Source organism: Brachybacterium endophyticum (genome assembly GCF_003130585.1).
Taxonomy (GTDB): domain Bacteria; phylum Actinomycetota; class Actinomycetes; order Actinomycetales; family Dermabacteraceae; genus Brachybacterium; species Brachybacterium endophyticum.
Map to the genome: position 1 here is coordinate 93,510 of NZ_QFKX01000002.1, position 16,244 is coordinate 109,753.

A 16,244-nucleotide genomic window follows, 5' to 3' on the forward strand; every position below is an offset into this window, starting at 1 on the left:
GGACGGGGCCCGCCCGCCCCGCTCTCACTCCAGGCGGATCCCCAGGTGATCGGCGAACGACGGCGCCCAGGCCGTGGCCTGGACGCCGTCGATGACGGCCCCGCGCAGGCCGTCGAGCCCGACGATCGAGTCGACCTCCAGACCGCGCAGGTCCACGTCCTGGCATCGCGCAGCATTCATCGTCAGCGTCTGGACGCGGCAGTCCTCGAGGGCCACGCGCTCGCACGTCGCCTCGCCCAGATCGAGCTCGGTGAGCGTGCACTCGCGCAGCGTGACATCGGTCAGTCGGGCGCCACGCAGGTTCAGCCAGTCCACCTTGCAGCCGCTGATCAGCACGGTGTCGAGCTCCGCGTCGAACAGCTCGACCGCGCCCAGACGTGAGGCGGAGAGCTCCACGTCCCGCAGGGTCGTCCGGCCCGCGCGCAGCACCGGGGCGCCCAGACACCGGACGCGCGTCTCGGACAGCCGTGCCGATCGCAGGTCGGTCTCGTGGGCGAGGACATCGACGAGCTCGCACTCGCTGAGGACGAGGTCGTGCAGGTCCCGTCCGCTGATGTCGGCCGACGTCACCCGGAGCCCCTCGAGGGACGCGCCAGGAGTCAGGACGGCACCGTCGGCCTCTTCCAGGTCGGGGAGGACCAGCTGCTCCCATCGCGGGGCCGACGTCGTGCGGGAGGTGCGGCGGGCAGCCATGCGGCGCTCCTTCGTGGGGCTGAGTGCTGGATGCGTGGTCGGGGACCGGCCGACGGACGCGCTCTCAGCGCTCCGCTGCGGCTCGCGCCGCACGGTACGCGGGCACCACGACATCCTCGCGCAGCGCATGCCTCTGCTGGTCGGGGGCGAACCCGGCGTCCAGCCCCTCCAGGGCGGCGCGCTCGAGCTCGGCGAGCGACCAGCCGTGGACGTCGATGATCCGTCGCAGCTCCCGGGAGGTCGAGGTGCGGCTCATCAGGCGGTTGTCCGAGCTGACGGCCACGCGCATCCCCGCGCGTCGCAACGCCTCGACGGGGTGGGAGGACATGTCCGCGAAGGCTCCCGTCTGCAGGTTCGAACTCGGGCAGACCTCCAGCAGCACACGCTGGTCCCGGACGCGTCGTGCCGTCGGCCCGGGACCGGAGTCGGAGAGGTCGTCGACGAGCCGCACGCCGTGGCCCAGGCGCTCGGCCCCGCAGTCCAACGCGTCGGCGATCGAGTCGATGCCCGCCGCCTCGCCGGCATGGATCGTCACGTGAACGCCGGCATCGTGGGCCCGTTCGAGCGCGTCGCGGAACCGGGAGGCGAGGAAGCCGTCCTCCGGCCCGGCCAGGTCCACGCCCACCACGCCCTCGCCCCGCCCGGCGATCGCGAGGTCGACGACGTGATCGGCCGCCACCCGCGGATCGTTCTGGCGCATGATGCACAGGATCTGACCCACCACGATGCGCTGCCCCGCCGCGGCGGCCGCAGCCACACCCTCCTCGAGCCCCTCGCGCACGGCGGCGACGGCTTCCGCCATGCTCAGCCCGCCCTCGGTGTGCTGCTCGGGTGCCCAGCGGGTCTCGGCGTAGCAGACGCCGTCGGCCACCATGTCCTCGACGAACTCCCGGGCGATCCTCCGCAGCGCCCGGGCCGTCTGCATCACGGCGAGGGTCCGCGCGAACGTCCCCAGGTAGCGGGGCAGGGACCCGGAGTCGGCGGCCTCGAAGAACCAGTCGGCGAGGCCCTCGACCGTCCCCTCCGGCAGCTCGATGCCGAACTCGCGGGAGAGCTCGAGGACCGTGGACGCGCGCACACCCCCGTCGAGGTGATCGTGCAGCACCACCAGCGGCAGAGCAGGGCCGTCCGACCCGGAGGGCGAGAGGGCCGTGCCGAGCGGGGCGTCGGGGGTCATGGGCATCGGAGCTCCTGGCGGGGTCGTGGTCCGGACCCGTACGAGTATCCCCTCTGCCGCCCGCGGCCGCTCCCGCACCCCGCCGCTTCGGGGGTGGCACCCCCGCAAGTGACCGGGGGAGGCGACGCGCGTGACCGGAGGACGCGACGCTCGTCGGCCGGGTTCCGCACCGCATCGCCTGCTCGTGCGACATCATGCGAGGGTGCACCCGAGGACGCACGCTCGCCGTGCGCCGAGGCCGACCCGGGGAGGACCCATGACAGACCGCAACGACGCGCCCGCACCCACCGCATCCCGCTCGAGCGCCACGACCACCGCCGCCTCCGGCACCGGGGCAGGGACGGCGGGCGGTCCGAGGCCGTCCTTCGGCGTCCACTCGGAGGTGGGGCGGTTGCGCACCGTGCTGGTGTGCCGACCGGGACTCGCCCATGAGCGCCTGACGCCGTCCACGAGCGACGAGCTGCTGTTCGACGACGTGATGTGGGTCGAGGCCGCGCAGAAGGACCACGCCGACTTCGTGGAGACCCTGACCTCGCGCGACATCGAGGTGCTCGAGCTGCACGACCTGCTCGCACACACGGTGGAGATGCCCGAGGCTCGTTCCTGGCTGCTGGATCGCAAGGTGATCCCCAACCGGGTGGGCCTGGGTCTGGTGGATGCGACCCGCGAGCATCTCGAGACCCTCGACGGCCCTTCGCTCGCCCGCGTGCTGATCGGCGGGATGGCCACCACCGAGCTGCCGGCCGAGCTGCGCACCGACTACGCCAGCCTGGCGCGGGAGTCCGTCGGCACGCCCGAGTACCTGCTGCCGCCGCTGCCCAACACCCTCTTCACGCGCGACACCACCTGCTGGATCGGGGAGGGGATGACCCTGAACCCGCTGTACTGGCAGGCCCGCAAGGACGAGACGCTGCTGATGCAGGCGATCCAGCGCTTCCATCCCCGCTTCGCGGGGTCGCGCGTGTGGTGGGGCGATGCCGAGCAGGACTGGGGGCAGGCCACCCTCGAGGGCGGCGACGTGATGCCCGTGGGCGACGGGACCCTGCTGATCGGGATGAGCGAGCGCACCTCCCGGCAGGCCATCACCCAGCTCGCGAGCTCCCTGTTCGCGGCCGGCACCGTGGAGCGGATCGTGGTCGCCGGGATGCCGCGTCTGCGGGCGGCGATGCACCTGGACACCGTGTTCACCTTCGCCGACCGGGATCTGGCGACCGTGCACCCGGCGATCGTCGACGGGATCCACGCCTTCACCATCCGCCCCGCCGACACCCCGCTCGGTCTGGAGGTGCGCGACGAGGGGGACCGTCGCTTCGTGAACGTGGTCGCCGAGGCCATGGGGCTGGACAGGCTGCGCACGGTCGCGACCGCCGGCGACCTCTACGCCTCGGAGCGCCAGCAGTGGGACAGCGGCAACAACGCCGTCGCCCTCGAGCCCGGCGTGGTCATCACCTACGACCGCAACACCCAGACCAACGCCGCCCTGCGGGACGCCGGGGTCGACGTCATCACGATCCGCGGCGCGGAGCTGGGGCGCGGACGCGGCGGCGGCCACTGCATGACCTGCCCCATCGAACGGGATCCCGTCGGACTCTAGGGCGGGACGCCGGCCCCGGCGGATCAGTCGCCCGAGGACGCCGAGGTCGGCCGCTTCCCCTCTCCCGTGCTCTCCGTGACGCCCTCCTGCGAGGGCTGCGGGTTGGGGATGGCGGTGCGGAGCTTGACCCCGGTGATCCGGTTGTTCTCGACCTCGACGACCTCGAGCTGGTGCCTGGCGGCCTCTGGCTGCTCGTCCTCGGGGGACTCGGCCCGGACCGGCTGGATCTCCACGATGTCCCCGATGTCCGCCAGGCGACCCAGACGCCACAGCATCCATCCGGCGATCGTCTCGTACGGGCCCTCGGGCAGCGAGATCCCGGCGCGGTCCGCGAAGTCCTCCAGGCTGGTCTGCCCGTCGAAGGTCTCCGACTCGTGCAGGCGGAGGTCCTCGCGGTGCTCGGCGGCGTCGTACTCGTCCCAGATCTCGCCGACCAGCTCCTCGATCAGGTCCTCGAGGGTGACGAGCCCGTCGGTGCCGCCGTACTCGTCGACGACCATCGCGATGTGGTGCCCGGTGCTGCGCATCTGGGTCATCGCCGGCAGCAGGGGCGATGTCCCCGGCAGCATCAGCACGGGCCGGAGCACCGTGGTGAGCTCCGCCTCGGGGCCTGTCTCCCCGACGGCCTCGTAGAGGTCACGGATGTGGACGAAGCCGCTTACGTCGTCGATGGTGTCGTGGAAGACGGGGTACCGCGAGAACGGATGGTCGCGCACGGCGGCGACCGCTCCGCCCAGCGTCAGGCCGTCCGGCAGCGCCACCACGTCCCGGCGATGACGCATCACCTCGCGCAGCAGCGTGGTGGAGGCCTGGAACAGGTCCGTGACCATGTCCCGCTCCGCAGGATCGAATCCCTGATGGCTGACGACGATGTCCCGGACCTCCTCGTCGCTCATCGTGGAGCTGTCGTCGTCCGGGTCGATGCCGAGCAGACGCAGGACTCCGGCCGAGGAGACGTCGACGATCCAGATCAGCGGCTTCATCAACACCGCGAACTTCGCCAGGGGCGGGCCGACGACCGTCGCGACCTTCTCGTTGCGGGACAGCGCGATCCGCTTCGGGACCAGCTCTCCCAGCACCAGGGACAGGTACGAGACGACGGCGGTCAGCAGGACCAGCGCAGCCGGGAAGGCGATGCCCTCGGGGATGCCGAGGCCGACGAACACCGGGACGATGCTGGGCGCGATGGTGGAAGCGCCGAACGCGGAGGAGAGGAACCCGGCGAACGTCACGCCGATCTGCACGGCGGAGAGGAAGGTGCCCGAGTCCCGGGCCAGGTCGGCGACCTTCCGGCCGGCCTTCGACGCCCGTTCCAGCTGGCGCAGCTGCCCCTCGCGGAGCGATACGAGCGCCATCTCGGTGGCTGCGAAGACGCCGCCGATCAGGACGAACAGCAGCACCATCAGGCAGTTCAGCAGGACGTCCATGGAGTCTCACCGCCCCTCGACGGGCGCGGGACGGGCTCGATCGAGCCCGGTTCTCTCGGAGGTAGGCCTCGCAGCGTGACGCCGCGAGGCCCGGGACTGTGGGCGGTGGATTCAGCGTCCATGGGGACCTCCATCTAAGCAGAGGCCCTGCACTCGCCGCTACTGCGGAAACCGCCTCCCGATCAGCGGCGGTCCCACCACAGCAGACCGGCGACGCTCGCGACGAGCACGGTGATCAGCGAGGACAGCACCGCCATGCGCACCGGCGTCCACATCCCCTCCGACCGGTGATCCTGTTGACGCGAGGCCCGGAGCTGCTTCTCGTCCGTCCCGGCGCCCGCCGCGGGCGCGGTGGAGCCCTCGGAGGAGGCACCGGTGGCCGTCGGGTCGGACCCGTCACTGCCGTTCTCCGGGGGCGGTGACGCCGCTCCCTCGTCGGAGGGGGCGGCCGTGGCAGGCAGCGATCCGGAGTCCTGGTCGCTCCCGGTCCCGGAAGCCTCCCGGGTCGTCGCCCCGGCCCCGGCGTCGGCATCACGGGACGTGCCCGATGCGCTGCCCTGGTGCGACCCCCGGCCCTCGGAGGCCGGCGCCACCTCGCCCTCGTCCTGATCGGCGGCGCCATCGGAGGCGGGGGAGGAGCCGGGACTCCCCGCGGGGTCGGAGCCGCGATCATCGCTGCCGGCGTCGTCGGCTGCGGAGCCCGCACCCGGCTCGTGCTGAGGGTCGGGCGCCTGCGGATCCTCCGCAACGGGGGCGTCCGGCCGGTCGGAGGTCTGCCCGCCGTCCTGGGTGGGGGAGGCGCCGTCGGCCGGTTGCCCGGACGATGCGCCGGGCGCCGTGTCCGACGCTGCGTCGGAGGACCGCGAGTCGGAGCCCGTGTCGGAGGTGCCGTCGGATCCCTCGGATCCCTCGGAGGCCGTGGAGCCGGCGTCGCCGGTCGGCTCCTCGCCCGCCGTGCCGTCGGTTCCCGCGGAGGAGTCGCCCTCGGAGTCCTTCGCCGCCGGTTCGGACGTCTCCTGTGCCCCGTCCCCGTCGTGGACCTCCACGCTCACCGAGCCGGACTCGCTGCTGTCGCGCCCCTCGAGGGTGATGCGGAAGCTGCCGGTCCGGGGGAGGGTGACGCGGGTGCGGACGGTGCCGTCGGGCTTCACCTCGGCAGTGCCCTCGCTGCTGGTCGTGGAGCCGATGACGGTGACGTCGACCGACGTCGTCGTCCCGGAGAACCCGCAGGCCTCGACCTCGACGTCGTCGCCGGCGCGGACCTCCTCGTGGTCGGCGGCGACGGTCAGCGCCGAGCAGACCGTGGGGAGCGCCGAGGACGGCGATGCCGACCTGCCGCCGCCCGCGCCGTCCGGGGCGCTGCCGTCGGACCCGTCCGACCCCGCGGCCAGCGCCGGGGCGGGCAGGAGCAGCACGCCGAGCAGGACGGCGGCACCGATGAGGGGGCGCTGCTGCGGCACGTGCTCGTCCCCCTCCGTGCGCCCGCCGGCGCCCTGACGTCCCCGGGCTCGCGGCCCGTTCCTGGCTGTTCTCTGGTCGATCCTGCGGAAAGCTCCGTAGACTGTATGAACAGGACAGCATCCGTGGAGCCGGGACCGCGCCAAACCCCGGCAAACTTCGGGTGCTGGTCAGTGCATGTCCTGTGCATCGGCGCACGAATGGATGCACGGACTTCTCCCGGGTGTTCGACTGTGCGCCTCGTGCCCGCGCGGCGGGCCCCGACCTCCCGGTCGGGACGCGACGTCGCGCGGTTCCATCGACGTCCGCGAACGAGGAGCACTGATGACACAGAGCCGGATCCGACCCACCGGCGGTCCCGTGGGGGAGCACCCCGACCGGTCCGCGTCGGCCGCGCCCGCTCCCGACGCGCCCGTCGACGCCGCACCCGCTCCCAGCGCCCCTGCTGCCGCCGACGGCCCACCCAGCGCGGCCCTGCTGGAGGAGATCGCGGGTGCCTCGCGCGACATCGTCGCGGAGATCTCGACCGTCGTCGAGGGCAAGGAGGACGCCGCGACGCTCGCCGTGATGGTGATGCTCGCGGGCGGCCACGTGCTCGTCGAGGACGTGCCCGGCACCGGCAAGACGATGCTCGCCAAGTCCCTGGCCGCGGCGCTCGGCGCCGAGCGGCACCGCATCCAGTTCACACCCGACCTTCTCCCGGGCGACGTCACCGGTGCCAGCATCTTCGACCAGTCCACCGGGACGTTCGAGTTCCGCCCAGGGGCCGTGTTCACCCAGGTCCTGCTGGCCGACGAGATCAACCGCGCGTCCCCGAAGACGCAGTCCGCCCTGCTCGAGGCGATGGAGGAGCGACAGGTCAGCGTCGACGGCGAGACCTTCGCCCTGCCCGATCCCTTCATGGTGGTCGCCACCGCCAACCCCGTCGAGATGGAGGGCACCTACCGTCTGCCCGAGGCGCAGCGCGACCGCTTCCTGGCCCAGATGTCGATGGGATACCCGGTCGCCACCGCCGAGGCTCGCATGCTCGCCGCGCAGGCGGGCCCCGTTCCCGAGGGGGAGCGCGAGCTCGTCGACGCGGTGCGGGCGCGCACCGATCCCGCGACCGTCGCCGGCTACGTGAGGTCCATCCGACGGATCCACGCCGCCCCCTCCCTCGTCGACTACGCGGTGCGCCTCGCGGCCGCCACCCGCGAGCACCCGCGCACCGTGCTGGGAGCCTCCCCTCGCGCCGGGGTCCACCTGCTGCGCGCGGCCAAGGCCCACGCCGCGATGACCGCCGAGAGCTTCGTGCGACCGGAGGACCTGCGCGCGGTGATCCACCCCGTGTGGCGCCACCGCCTGCATCTCAGCCCCGGCGCGCTCTCCCGCGGTGCGACCGCGGAGGACGTGCTCGAGGACGTCCTCGGCCAGGTCCCGGTGAGCTGATGGCCGCGGCTGCCGAGGCCGTGAGCGCCGCAGCCTCCCACGTCCGCATCCGGCCCACGGCGCGTGGGGCGGCGCTCGTCCTGATCGCCTCCCTGCTGTGGGCCGGCGGCGAGATCACCGGGCTGATGGCCGGGCGGTTGATCGGCATCGCCCTGCTGCTGGCCATGGTGCTCTCGGTGATCGCCGTGCTGCTGCTGCGCAGGGGCCTGGGACTGTCGCGCCGTGTGCTCGACGAGGCCGTCACCGCCGGGGCCGACGCACGCGTGGACCTGCGCCTGCTGCCCACCGCCATGGCCGCACGGATCCCCCTGGGCCACGGCGCCGTCGCCCTGGACCTGCCCGCCGCGCTCGGGGGGCGGGGGAGCCTGGATCTGGCAGCACGGATGCCGCACCACGTGAGCGTTACCGGCCGCGGGATCCACGAGCTCGGCGACTGCACGATCCGCCTGCGCGATCCCTTCGGTCTGATGCTGCTGCGAGCACGGGTGGAGGTCCCGGGGCGGGTGATCGGCCTGCCGCGGATCGAGAACCTCGAGGAGACCGGGGCGCGGCGGCTGGGCATCGGGGCGAGCGAGCACGAGAGCGCCTACGTGGGCGCCGGCAGCGGCGAGCTCGGCGTCATCCCCCGCCCCTACACCGCAGGGGACGACATCCGGCGCATCCACTGGCGAGCGAGCGCACGCGCCGGCCAGCTGATGACGCGCGAGGAGGAGCCCACTCGCAGCGAGGGCGCCGTGATCGTGCTGGACACCCGCGGGTCCCAGGGCGACCACGGCGGGACGGCGCCCGCCGGTGACCGCGCGGCGGTCGAGGACCGCCTGCTCGACCACGCCGCCTCACTGCTGGTCTCCCTCGCCGCTCACGGCTGGGAGACCCGGGTGCTGGACGCACAGGGCGACGAGATCACCCGGATGCTCGGACGCGGTGGTTCCGGCGCCTCCCCGCTGGGCGCGGAGGCCGGGGCGATCAGCGTGCGCAGCGCACTCATCGACCTGGTCGGCGTGGAGTTCCGACCCCACTGCAGTCCTGCGGCGACCGATCACGCAGCGGGCCATGTCGATCTCGCGATCGCCCTGGGACCGGACCACGGGGAGCCCTTCGCCGACCTCGAGCTCGACCGCTTCGCCGGTCGCGCCTCGCGTCGCACCGCGATCGCCCTGTTCCCCGCGCCACCCGAGGGCGCGGACCGCGGGGCGGTCCGTGCCGTGCACGACGGCGCCTGGCTGCGCCTGAGCGCACCGGCCGACCTCTCCCTGCGGGACGTCCTGGACGCCTCGGCCGGGACCGAGGGGGCGATGCGCCGGTGAATGCCACAGGACGCCGGGATCCGCGACCGGTGCTGATGAGCCTCGTGCTCGCCGGCGCCATCGTGCTCGCCTCCGCGCCGCTCTCCCTGCTCATCTCCGGCGCGGACTGGCTGCTGCTGCCCCTGCTGTCGGCCCTGGTCGTGGGCGGTCTCGGTGCGCTCGTGCGGTGGCGGGAACCGCGCCGGCTGCGGGCGCTGCCCGTGCAGCTGGCGGGACTCGTGGTGCTCACCGTGCTGGTCGAGATCGTCACCGGCGCCCTGCCCGGGGGCGGCGTCCTGGGGGCCGTGACGGGGCAGGTCGGTGCGGTGCGCCAGGGCGTGAACGTGCTGCTCGCCGCCCAGGCACCGCTCGAGCTCGCCCCCACCGCCAGGATCGTCCTGCTGCTGCTGGTGGGTCTGGTGGTGCTGGCGCTGGACGTGCTGTGCGTGGAGGGTCACTGGTACGCCGTCACCGCCGTCGTGCTGCTGGGGTTCCTGCTGGTCCCCGCTCTGATGGTGCCCGACGGCGGGGGCTGGCTCACGGTCGTGGGCCCGGTGCTCGGGGCGCTCGTCGTCCTGGTCGTCGGCAGCCTGCCGCGTCCCCGGGAGCGGGACACAGCAGAGGGAGGAGTCCGCGACCGCCCGAGCCGCCGTCTGGCGATCGGGCTGATGGGCGCCGGCGTGGTCGCGCTCGCCACGCCCGTCGCCTCCGCCCTGCTGCCGCGCGCGAAGACCCCCGCCTTCCCCGTCGACCTCGACCGGATCAACGCCTGGCAGGGCCGCAGCGGACTGATGGGCGGGGCGATGATCGACGACTCGATCTCGGTGCGCCGCAACCTGCAGCAGGGCGCCGAGCGGGAGATGCTGAAGCTGCGCACCGATGCCCCCGACCCCGGCTACCTGCGTCTGCAGTCCCTCACCCGCTTCGACGGGGAGCGCTTCTTCGCGGGCAACGAGCACGGACCGAGCTCCGAGACCACCGAGCCCTCCTACTCCGACCGCAAGCTCGAGGACTCCAAGCCCCGCGACGCCGCCACCTACGACATCTCGATCACCGACATGATCGGCGACCGTCTGCCCACCCCGTTCCCCATCCGCTGGTCCGACGCGGACCGCGTCGTCCAGCTCGCGAAGAACGGCACCACCGACGGCGAGCTGCCGATCTCCAGCGGGGCGCGTGACCTCAGCGGGCTGACGTACTCGGTCGCGGTGGATCCCAAGACCTTCAGCGCACGAGCGCTCAGCAGCGTGAGCCGGGACCAGATGAGGATCCCGTACGAGAACGGGTACCTCCAGGTCGGCTCGACCCCCAGGATCCACGAGCTGGCGACCGAGATCGCGCGCGACGCCGGCTCGGACGTCGCCTACGACGTCGCGACAGCCCTCGTCGACTACTTCCACGAGAACTTCGAGTACTCGCTGACCGTCACCTCCTCCCCGGGGGAGAACCCGATCGACGCGTTCCTCTCGGAGGGAGTCGGCTACTGCGAGCAGTTCGCGGCCACGTTCGCCCTGGTGATGAACGACCTGAAGTTCCCCACCCGGGTCTGCATCGGATTCACCGCGGGCGACGTCGACGGTGACGCGCGCACCATCACCAACCACCACGCCCATGCCTGGCCGGAGACCTGGTTCGGCACCGACCACGGCTGGGTGCGGTTCGAGCCCACCCCCGCCGCCGCGAACAACGGCGTGGCGACACCGACCTTCGCGGCCGACACCCCCGACCCCGACCAGAGCGCCGAGCAGACCCCCACCAGCGACGCCGATTCGTCGACCACTCCCGCCGAGGACGCGACGGCCTCCCAGCAGGAGACCCCGGACGAGGAGTCGGCCTCCAGCAGCGACGAGGCGACCTCGAGCCGGGCCTCCGACGGCGCCGACGCCGTGGTGCCCTGGTGGGGATGGGGGTTGGGCGGCCTGGGTCTCGCAGGGGCGGCCCTCGGCGGTGGTGCGCTCGCCCGCAGCGGCGTGCGGCGCCGCGCGCTCGCCGCCCGTGAGCAGCGCTGGGCCGCGCTCGACCCCGCCGAGGCCGCCGATCTCGCCTGGAACGACCTGATCCGCGCGGTCGACTACCGTGCCCGGGCGATCCGCCTGCTGGGCTGGACACACCTCTACGGCACCGACCCCGCCGTGCTCCGGTTCGACCGGTCGCTGCCGCCCGCCGCGGCCCTGGAGACGCTGCTCGCGGACGCGCAGGAGGCGGGCATCGAGGTGCCGGAGCGCGCGCACATGGCGGCCGAGCGGATCGCGGGCGCGGTCACCCGGGCGCGATACGCACCCCCGGCCGGCGCGAGCTCCGCGGCCGACACGGGCAGGGCGGCCCCGGACCCCGAGGACTCCGAGGGGCCGGAGGGGCCGTCGGCCCTGCGGGAGGCCGCGGACCAGGTGCGAGCGGTCGTGCTCTCCCGCCAGTGATCGGCCCCGGCGGCGCCGGGGGTGCCGGGCCTCGTGTCGACCCTCCGCTGCACCGCGCGGGGTCGGAGTTGAGAGGATGTCCCCGGATCGTGGCCTGACCGTCGCCCGACCGGCGAAGCGAGCCGCAGGTACGGATGCCCGCACGGCAGCGGCACTGCGCAGGAGGAGTGGAGCATGGAGGAACCCGGGGACGGCTGCGGATGCGGGATGCCCGGGCGTGACCCCGGGGGACCCTCGACGGCCGACGGCGGAGGCGAGCCGCCCTGCGAGGACACGCACCCGGACCAGCGCGCGGTCGACGTCTGCACCATCCCCTCGGGCACCTTCACGATGGGTGACTCCTCCGGCGACCGCAACCGCGCCGACGGCGAGGTGCCCCGCCACCTCGTCGCCATGAGCGCCTTCGACATCGACGCCACCACCGTCACCAACGCCGAGTTCGCTCGCTTCGTCGACGCCACGGGCCACCGCACCGAGGCCGAGGTCTTCGGGTACTCGGCGGTCTTCCACCTCGCGATCGCGGCCGCGGACGCCGACATCATGGGCCCCGCCTCCGGCACGCCCTGGTGGGCAGGGGTCCAGGGTGCCGACTGGCGTCATCCCGGCGGCAGGCGCTCGGACCTCGACGGGCTCGAGGACCACCCGGTCGTCCACGTCAGCTGGAACGACGCGCAGGCGTACTGCACATGGGCGGGGCGCCGCCTGCCCACCGAGGCCCAGTGGGAGTACGCGGCCCGCGGCGGCCTCGAGGGGGCGACCTACCCGTGGGGCGACGAGCAGCCGGATGCGGGCGGCGACGCCGCGCGCGGCGGCTGGCGCGCGAACATCTGGCAGGGCGACTTCCCCCGCACCAACACCCTCGAGGACGGCTTCCTCACCACCGCTCCCGCGCGCTCCTTCGCCGCCAACGGGTACGGGGTGTTCCAGTGCGTGGGCAACGTGTGGGAATGGTGCGAGGACGTCTTCCATCCCGCCGCGTACCGTCGGCCCGGAGCGGCCCGCACCGAGAGCGGAGCCGTGCTCGACCCCGTCGGACCCGAGGAGGGCGAGACGCGCGTGCTGCGGGGCGGCAGCTACCTGTGCCACCACTCCTACTGCAACCGCTACCGCAACTCCGCCCGCTCCCGGAACACGCCCGACTCCTCCATGGGCAACGCCGGGTTCCGCACCGTCTCCCTCCCCGCCCCGGGCGCCGCGACCGTCTCCGCCCCCGCCTCGCGAAAGGCCACCGCATGACCGCGCAGCGCCGCTTCCCCGCCTCCGTCTACCGCGAGGGCGAGGAGCCCGATCCGCGGTTCAGCCTCGCCAACGAGCGCACGTTCCTGGCCTGGCTGCGCACGGCGCTCGCGCTGTACGCAGGGGCGTTCGCGCTCGAGGCGCTCTCGCTGCCGGAGGCGGTCGCCTGGCGCACGGCCGCCGCGCTGGTGTTCCTGGTGCTCGGCACCCTGTGTGCTGGACAGGCGTGGCGGGGGTGGCGGAGCACCGAGGTCTCGCTGCGCCGCGGAACACCGCTGCCCGGCCTCGGCGTCGGTGCGGTCCTCGTGCTCGGCGTGGTGGTGGCCGCCGCGCTGGTGACCATCGGTCTGTACGCGTGAGCAGCGCGACGCCACCTCCGCAGGGAGCGGCCGACGACGGCGCACACACCCCGAGCGAGACCGTCTTCGACAAGGGGCTGCAGCCCGAGCGGACCCTGCTGGCCTGGCGCCGCACCTGCCTCGCCTTCGGCGTCGCGAGCCTGGTGGGCATGCGCTTCACCGTGGACGCACTGGGGCTGCTCGCGGTGTTCGCCGGGGTGATCGGCGGCGGCCTCGCGGTCCTCGCCTACGTGCTCGCCGCGACCGGCTACCGCCGCGCGCACGAGAGCCTGCGCGGGCGGGGCGTGCTCTCGCGCGACGGACTGCCGATGCTCGCGGGAACGGCCTCCGCCCTGGTCATCGGCGTTCTCTGCGCCGCCTACCTGGTCGCGGGTCTGCTCGCGGCGTGACGTCGCGGGCGGCGGCGATGATGTTGCGCGCCATCGAGGGGAAGACCAGGGCGTGGAAGGGGGAGATCCCCCACCAGTAGAGACGCCCCAGCAGACCGTCGGGGAAGTAGACCGCTCGCTGGCGGTACCGGGTGCCGTCCTCGGTGGTCTCGACGCCCAGCTGCAGCCAGGCCCTCCCGGTCATGCGCATCTCCGCGCGCAGCGTCAGCAGGCGCCCGGGCTCCACGCGCTCCACCCGCCACCAGTCCACCGCGTCGCCCTCGCGCAGGTGCCGCGGATCGCGGCGGCCCCGGCGCAGCCCTGGCCCGCCGATGATCCTGTCCGCCAGGCCCCGCAGCGACCACAGCAGGGGAGTGGAGTACCAGCCCGAGGCGCCGCCGATCCCCTCGATGACCTCCCACACGCGCTCGGGGTCGACGTCCTCGACCGTGCGCTCGCGCTCGTCGGTGAAGACCGTGTGGCCGGCCCACTCCGGGTCCTCGGGCAGCGGCGCCTCGGGGCGTCGCGCCAGGGTGGCGTCGTCGTCCCAGCGGGAGACGAGGTCACCGGACTTCTGGGCCGCGAGCGCGGCGCGCACCGCCTCCCGGTACGGCAGCGGCCCGCCCTCGGGTGCGCCCAGCACCTCCTGCGCGAGCGGCGCGTGCGTGATCGCCTCGTGGCGCATGGACTGGGCCAGGGGCACCGCGATCGAGAGCGGCACCGGCGTGACCAGGCCGATCCAGAGACCGGACAGCAGTGGTGCGGGCAACGGCAGGGCGTACACGCGCCGCCGGGGCAGTGACGCCTCCTGCGCGTACTGCTCGAGCAGGTCGGCGAAGCGCAGCTCGCGCTCCCCGCTGCCCACCCCCAGGGTGTCCGCGATCGGCTCGGGGTGCAGCACCGCACGGGTGAGGTAGTGCAGCACGTCGGTGATCGCGACCGGCTCGATGCGGTTGTGCACCCAGCTGGGGGCGGGCATCACAGGCAGGCGCTCGGCCAGGTGCCGGATGATCTCGAAGCTCGCCGAGCCGGCGCCGATCACGGTGGCTGCCTCGAGCACGAGCGTCGGCACCTCGCCCTCGCGCAGGATCCTCGCGACCCGCTCACGGGAGGCCATGTGCTCGCTGAGGTCCTGCGAGCGCGGGTGGAGCCCGGAGAGGTACACGATCCTGCCCACGCCGGCGCGCTGCGCCTCCTCGGCCATGATCCGCGCCATCCGGGCCTCGCGCTCCTGGTAGCCGCTGCCGCCGCCCATCGCGTGCACGAGGAAGACGACCGCATCGACGTCGCGGAGTGCCCGGCGCACGGCCGCCCGGTCGTCGAGGTCGGTCTCGGCGATCTCGACGTCCTCGGCCCAGGGCATCGCGCGCAGGCGCTCGGCGCTGCGGCCGGCCACGCGCACGGTGAGCTGCTCGGTGACCAGGGACGGGACGAGTCTGCCGCCCACGTAGCCGGTCGCCCCGGTGACCAGCACGCGTCGGCCGTCGGGATGGTCTTCGGGGTGTTCGGTGCTCATGAGTCGGCTCCTGCCTCCTGGAGGATCTGCTGGAGTCCCTGGTCGCCGAGCACGGAGCGCGCGTCGGCCTCGGAGTCCAGCGCCGAGGTGGTGACGGCGTCCCGGCTGCGTGCGCTCCCGGAATGACAGCAGGCCGTCCCGCAGACGTCCGGGGTGCCCCCGAAGCCGGTCGCGCAGCGGCGTGGCGCATCCGCGCGCAGGCGCTCTTCGACCAGGTCGGCGAGCGCCGCGACGAAGCGCGGGTCGGTGCCGGGGGTCGCGACGCGCCGGAAGGCCAGGCCCTCGGCCCGGGCGGTGTCCGCGGCCTCGGTGTCCAGGTCCCAGATCACCTCGACATGATCGCTCACGAAACCGATCGGCACCACCACGACGGCGTCGGCGGTGCCCGATCGTGCGAGCCGGGAGATCACGTCGTTGACATCAGGCTCGAGCCACGGCACCTGGGGCGGACCGGAGCGCGACTGGAAGACGAGCTGCCATGGAAGTGTGCAGTCGGGCAGGGTCGCGCCCACGCGTTCCATCACGTACCGGCATGCGGCCTCGTGCTGCTCGAGATACCAACCGCGCGGTCGGTCCTCGCCCTGCTCGGAAGCTCCGAAGCACTCGGACCTCTCCTCCTGCGGGCCCGAGGCGAGCTCCATCGCCGTGGGGATCGAATGGGTCGAGAACAGCACGTGCACCCGCGGTGCTCGCGCGGCGTCGGACGTCACCTCGGAGACGGCCCGGACGAGTCCGTCGACGGTCGGCTCCAGGAAGCCCGGGTGGTCGAAGTAGGGGCGCACCTTGTCGATCCGCATCCGCCCCAGCAGCCCGGCCTCCACGAGGGCTCCGCCGAAGTCCTCCCGGTACTGCCGGCACGAGGAGTAGGAGGAGTAGGCGCTGGTCGCGACCGCGAGCACCCGGTGATGGCCGTCCGCATCGAGCTGACGCACCGCCTCGGGCATGGTGAGTGTCCAGTTGCGGTTGCCCCAGTACAGGGGGAGGTCGATGCCGCGCGCGTCGAACTCGGTGCGCAGAGCTGCGAGCAGGTCGCGGTTCTGCTCGTTGATCGGCGAGCGTCCGCCGAGAGCACGGTAGTGCTCCCCGACCTCGAGGAGGCGTTCGTCGGGGATCCCGCGGCCACGGGTGACGTTGCGCAGGAACGGCAGGACGTCCTCCTGCTTCTCGGGCCCTCCGAAGGATGCCAGCAGCACCGCGTCGTAGGAGGTCGGCAGGGCTCGTCGCTCACGCGGCGAGTGGCGGGTGGACGCGTCCACGGCGGGATGGAACGGGTGGTCTCGGCGCG

13 protein-coding genes are annotated in these 16,244 nt (G+C 73.4%); 7 read left to right on the forward strand and 6 right to left on the reverse strand.

Annotated elements, in window-relative coordinates:
* Positions 1-24 precede the first annotated feature (24 nt).
* Positions 25-693, reverse strand: coding sequence for a pentapeptide repeat-containing protein (locus tag DEO23_RS04855; RefSeq protein WP_109274912.1), 669 nt, complete (start codon positions 691-693; stop codon positions 25-27).
* Between the two features lie 64 nt (positions 694-757).
* Positions 758-1,876, reverse strand: a complete 1,119-nt coding sequence (locus DEO23_RS04860) for an adenosine deaminase (RefSeq protein WP_338067810.1) — start codon at positions 1,874-1,876, stop codon at positions 758-760.
* A 250-nt stretch (positions 1,877-2,126) separates the two neighbouring features.
* Here DEO23_RS04860 and DEO23_RS04865 point away from each other — a divergent pair, with 250 nt between their 5' ends.
* Positions 2,127-3,464 carry an arginine deiminase gene (locus tag DEO23_RS04865; RefSeq protein WP_109274913.1) on the forward strand — a complete coding sequence of 446 codons (1,338 nt, stop codon included), beginning with the start codon at positions 2,127-2,129 and terminating at the stop codon, positions 3,462-3,464.
* 23 nt (positions 3,465-3,487) lie between these two features.
* Here DEO23_RS04865 and DEO23_RS04870 read toward each other — a convergent pair whose 3' ends face one another.
* Together DEO23_RS04870 and DEO23_RS04875 are read right to left on the reverse strand one after the other, a co-directional pair.
* A complete protein-coding gene (locus DEO23_RS04870) occupies positions 3,488-4,891 on the reverse strand; it encodes a hemolysin family protein (protein ID WP_109274914.1) in 1,404 nt (467 codons plus the stop codon).
* 182 nt (positions 4,892-5,073) lie between these two features.
* Entirely contained in the window at positions 5,074-6,351 is a 1,278-nt protein-coding gene (locus tag DEO23_RS04875) for a hypothetical protein (RefSeq protein WP_109274915.1), read from the reverse strand.
* A 322-nt stretch (positions 6,352-6,673) separates the two neighbouring features.
* On the opposite strand from DEO23_RS04875, the gene DEO23_RS04880 reads away from it, so the two are divergent.
* From DEO23_RS04880 to DEO23_RS04905, 6 genes are all read left to right on the forward strand, one after another.
* Complete coding sequence (locus DEO23_RS04880; protein ID WP_109274916.1) at positions 6,674-7,777, forward strand: AAA family ATPase; 1,104 nt, start codon at positions 6,674-6,676, stop codon at positions 7,775-7,777.
* Complete coding sequence (locus DEO23_RS04885) at positions 7,777-9,084, forward strand: DUF58 domain-containing protein (protein WP_109274917.1); 1,308 nt, start codon at positions 7,777-7,779, stop codon at positions 9,082-9,084. Before DEO23_RS04880 ends, DEO23_RS04885 begins: the two co-directional genes overlap by 1 nt.
* Positions 9,081-11,480, forward strand: coding sequence for a transglutaminase TgpA family protein (locus DEO23_RS16495; protein ID WP_133249837.1), 2,400 nt, complete (start codon positions 9,081-9,083; stop codon positions 11,478-11,480). Before DEO23_RS04885 ends, DEO23_RS16495 begins: the two co-directional genes overlap by 4 nt.
* Before the next feature lie 174 nt (positions 11,481-11,654).
* The gene (locus DEO23_RS04895) at positions 11,655-12,716 is read left to right on the forward strand and encodes a formylglycine-generating enzyme family protein (protein WP_205678869.1); all 1,062 of its coding nucleotides are present in this window, start codon (positions 11,655-11,657) and stop codon (positions 12,714-12,716) included.
* Positions 12,713-13,075 (forward strand): YidH family protein, encoded by a 363-nt coding sequence (locus DEO23_RS04900; RefSeq protein WP_109274919.1) that lies wholly within the window; start codon positions 12,713-12,715, stop codon positions 13,073-13,075. Before DEO23_RS04895 ends, DEO23_RS04900 begins: the two co-directional genes overlap by 4 nt.
* Positions 13,072-13,464 (forward strand): DUF202 domain-containing protein, encoded by a 393-nt coding sequence (locus DEO23_RS04905; RefSeq protein WP_109274920.1) that lies wholly within the window; start codon positions 13,072-13,074, stop codon positions 13,462-13,464. The genes DEO23_RS04900 and DEO23_RS04905 overlap by 4 nt, the downstream gene beginning before the upstream one ends.
* Here DEO23_RS04905 and DEO23_RS04910 read toward each other — a convergent pair.
* Both DEO23_RS04910 and DEO23_RS04915 read right to left on the reverse strand, forming a co-directional pair.
* Positions 13,412-14,959, reverse strand: coding sequence for an SDR family oxidoreductase (locus tag DEO23_RS04910; protein ID WP_109274921.1), 1,548 nt, complete (start codon positions 14,957-14,959; stop codon positions 13,412-13,414). The genes DEO23_RS04905 and DEO23_RS04910 overlap by 53 nt on opposite strands.
* A complete protein-coding gene (locus DEO23_RS04915; protein WP_240613221.1) occupies positions 14,956-16,215 on the reverse strand; it encodes a ferrochelatase in 1,260 nt (419 codons plus the stop codon). The genes DEO23_RS04910 and DEO23_RS04915 overlap by 4 nt, the downstream gene beginning before the upstream one ends.
* Positions 16,216-16,244 lie beyond the last annotated feature (29 nt).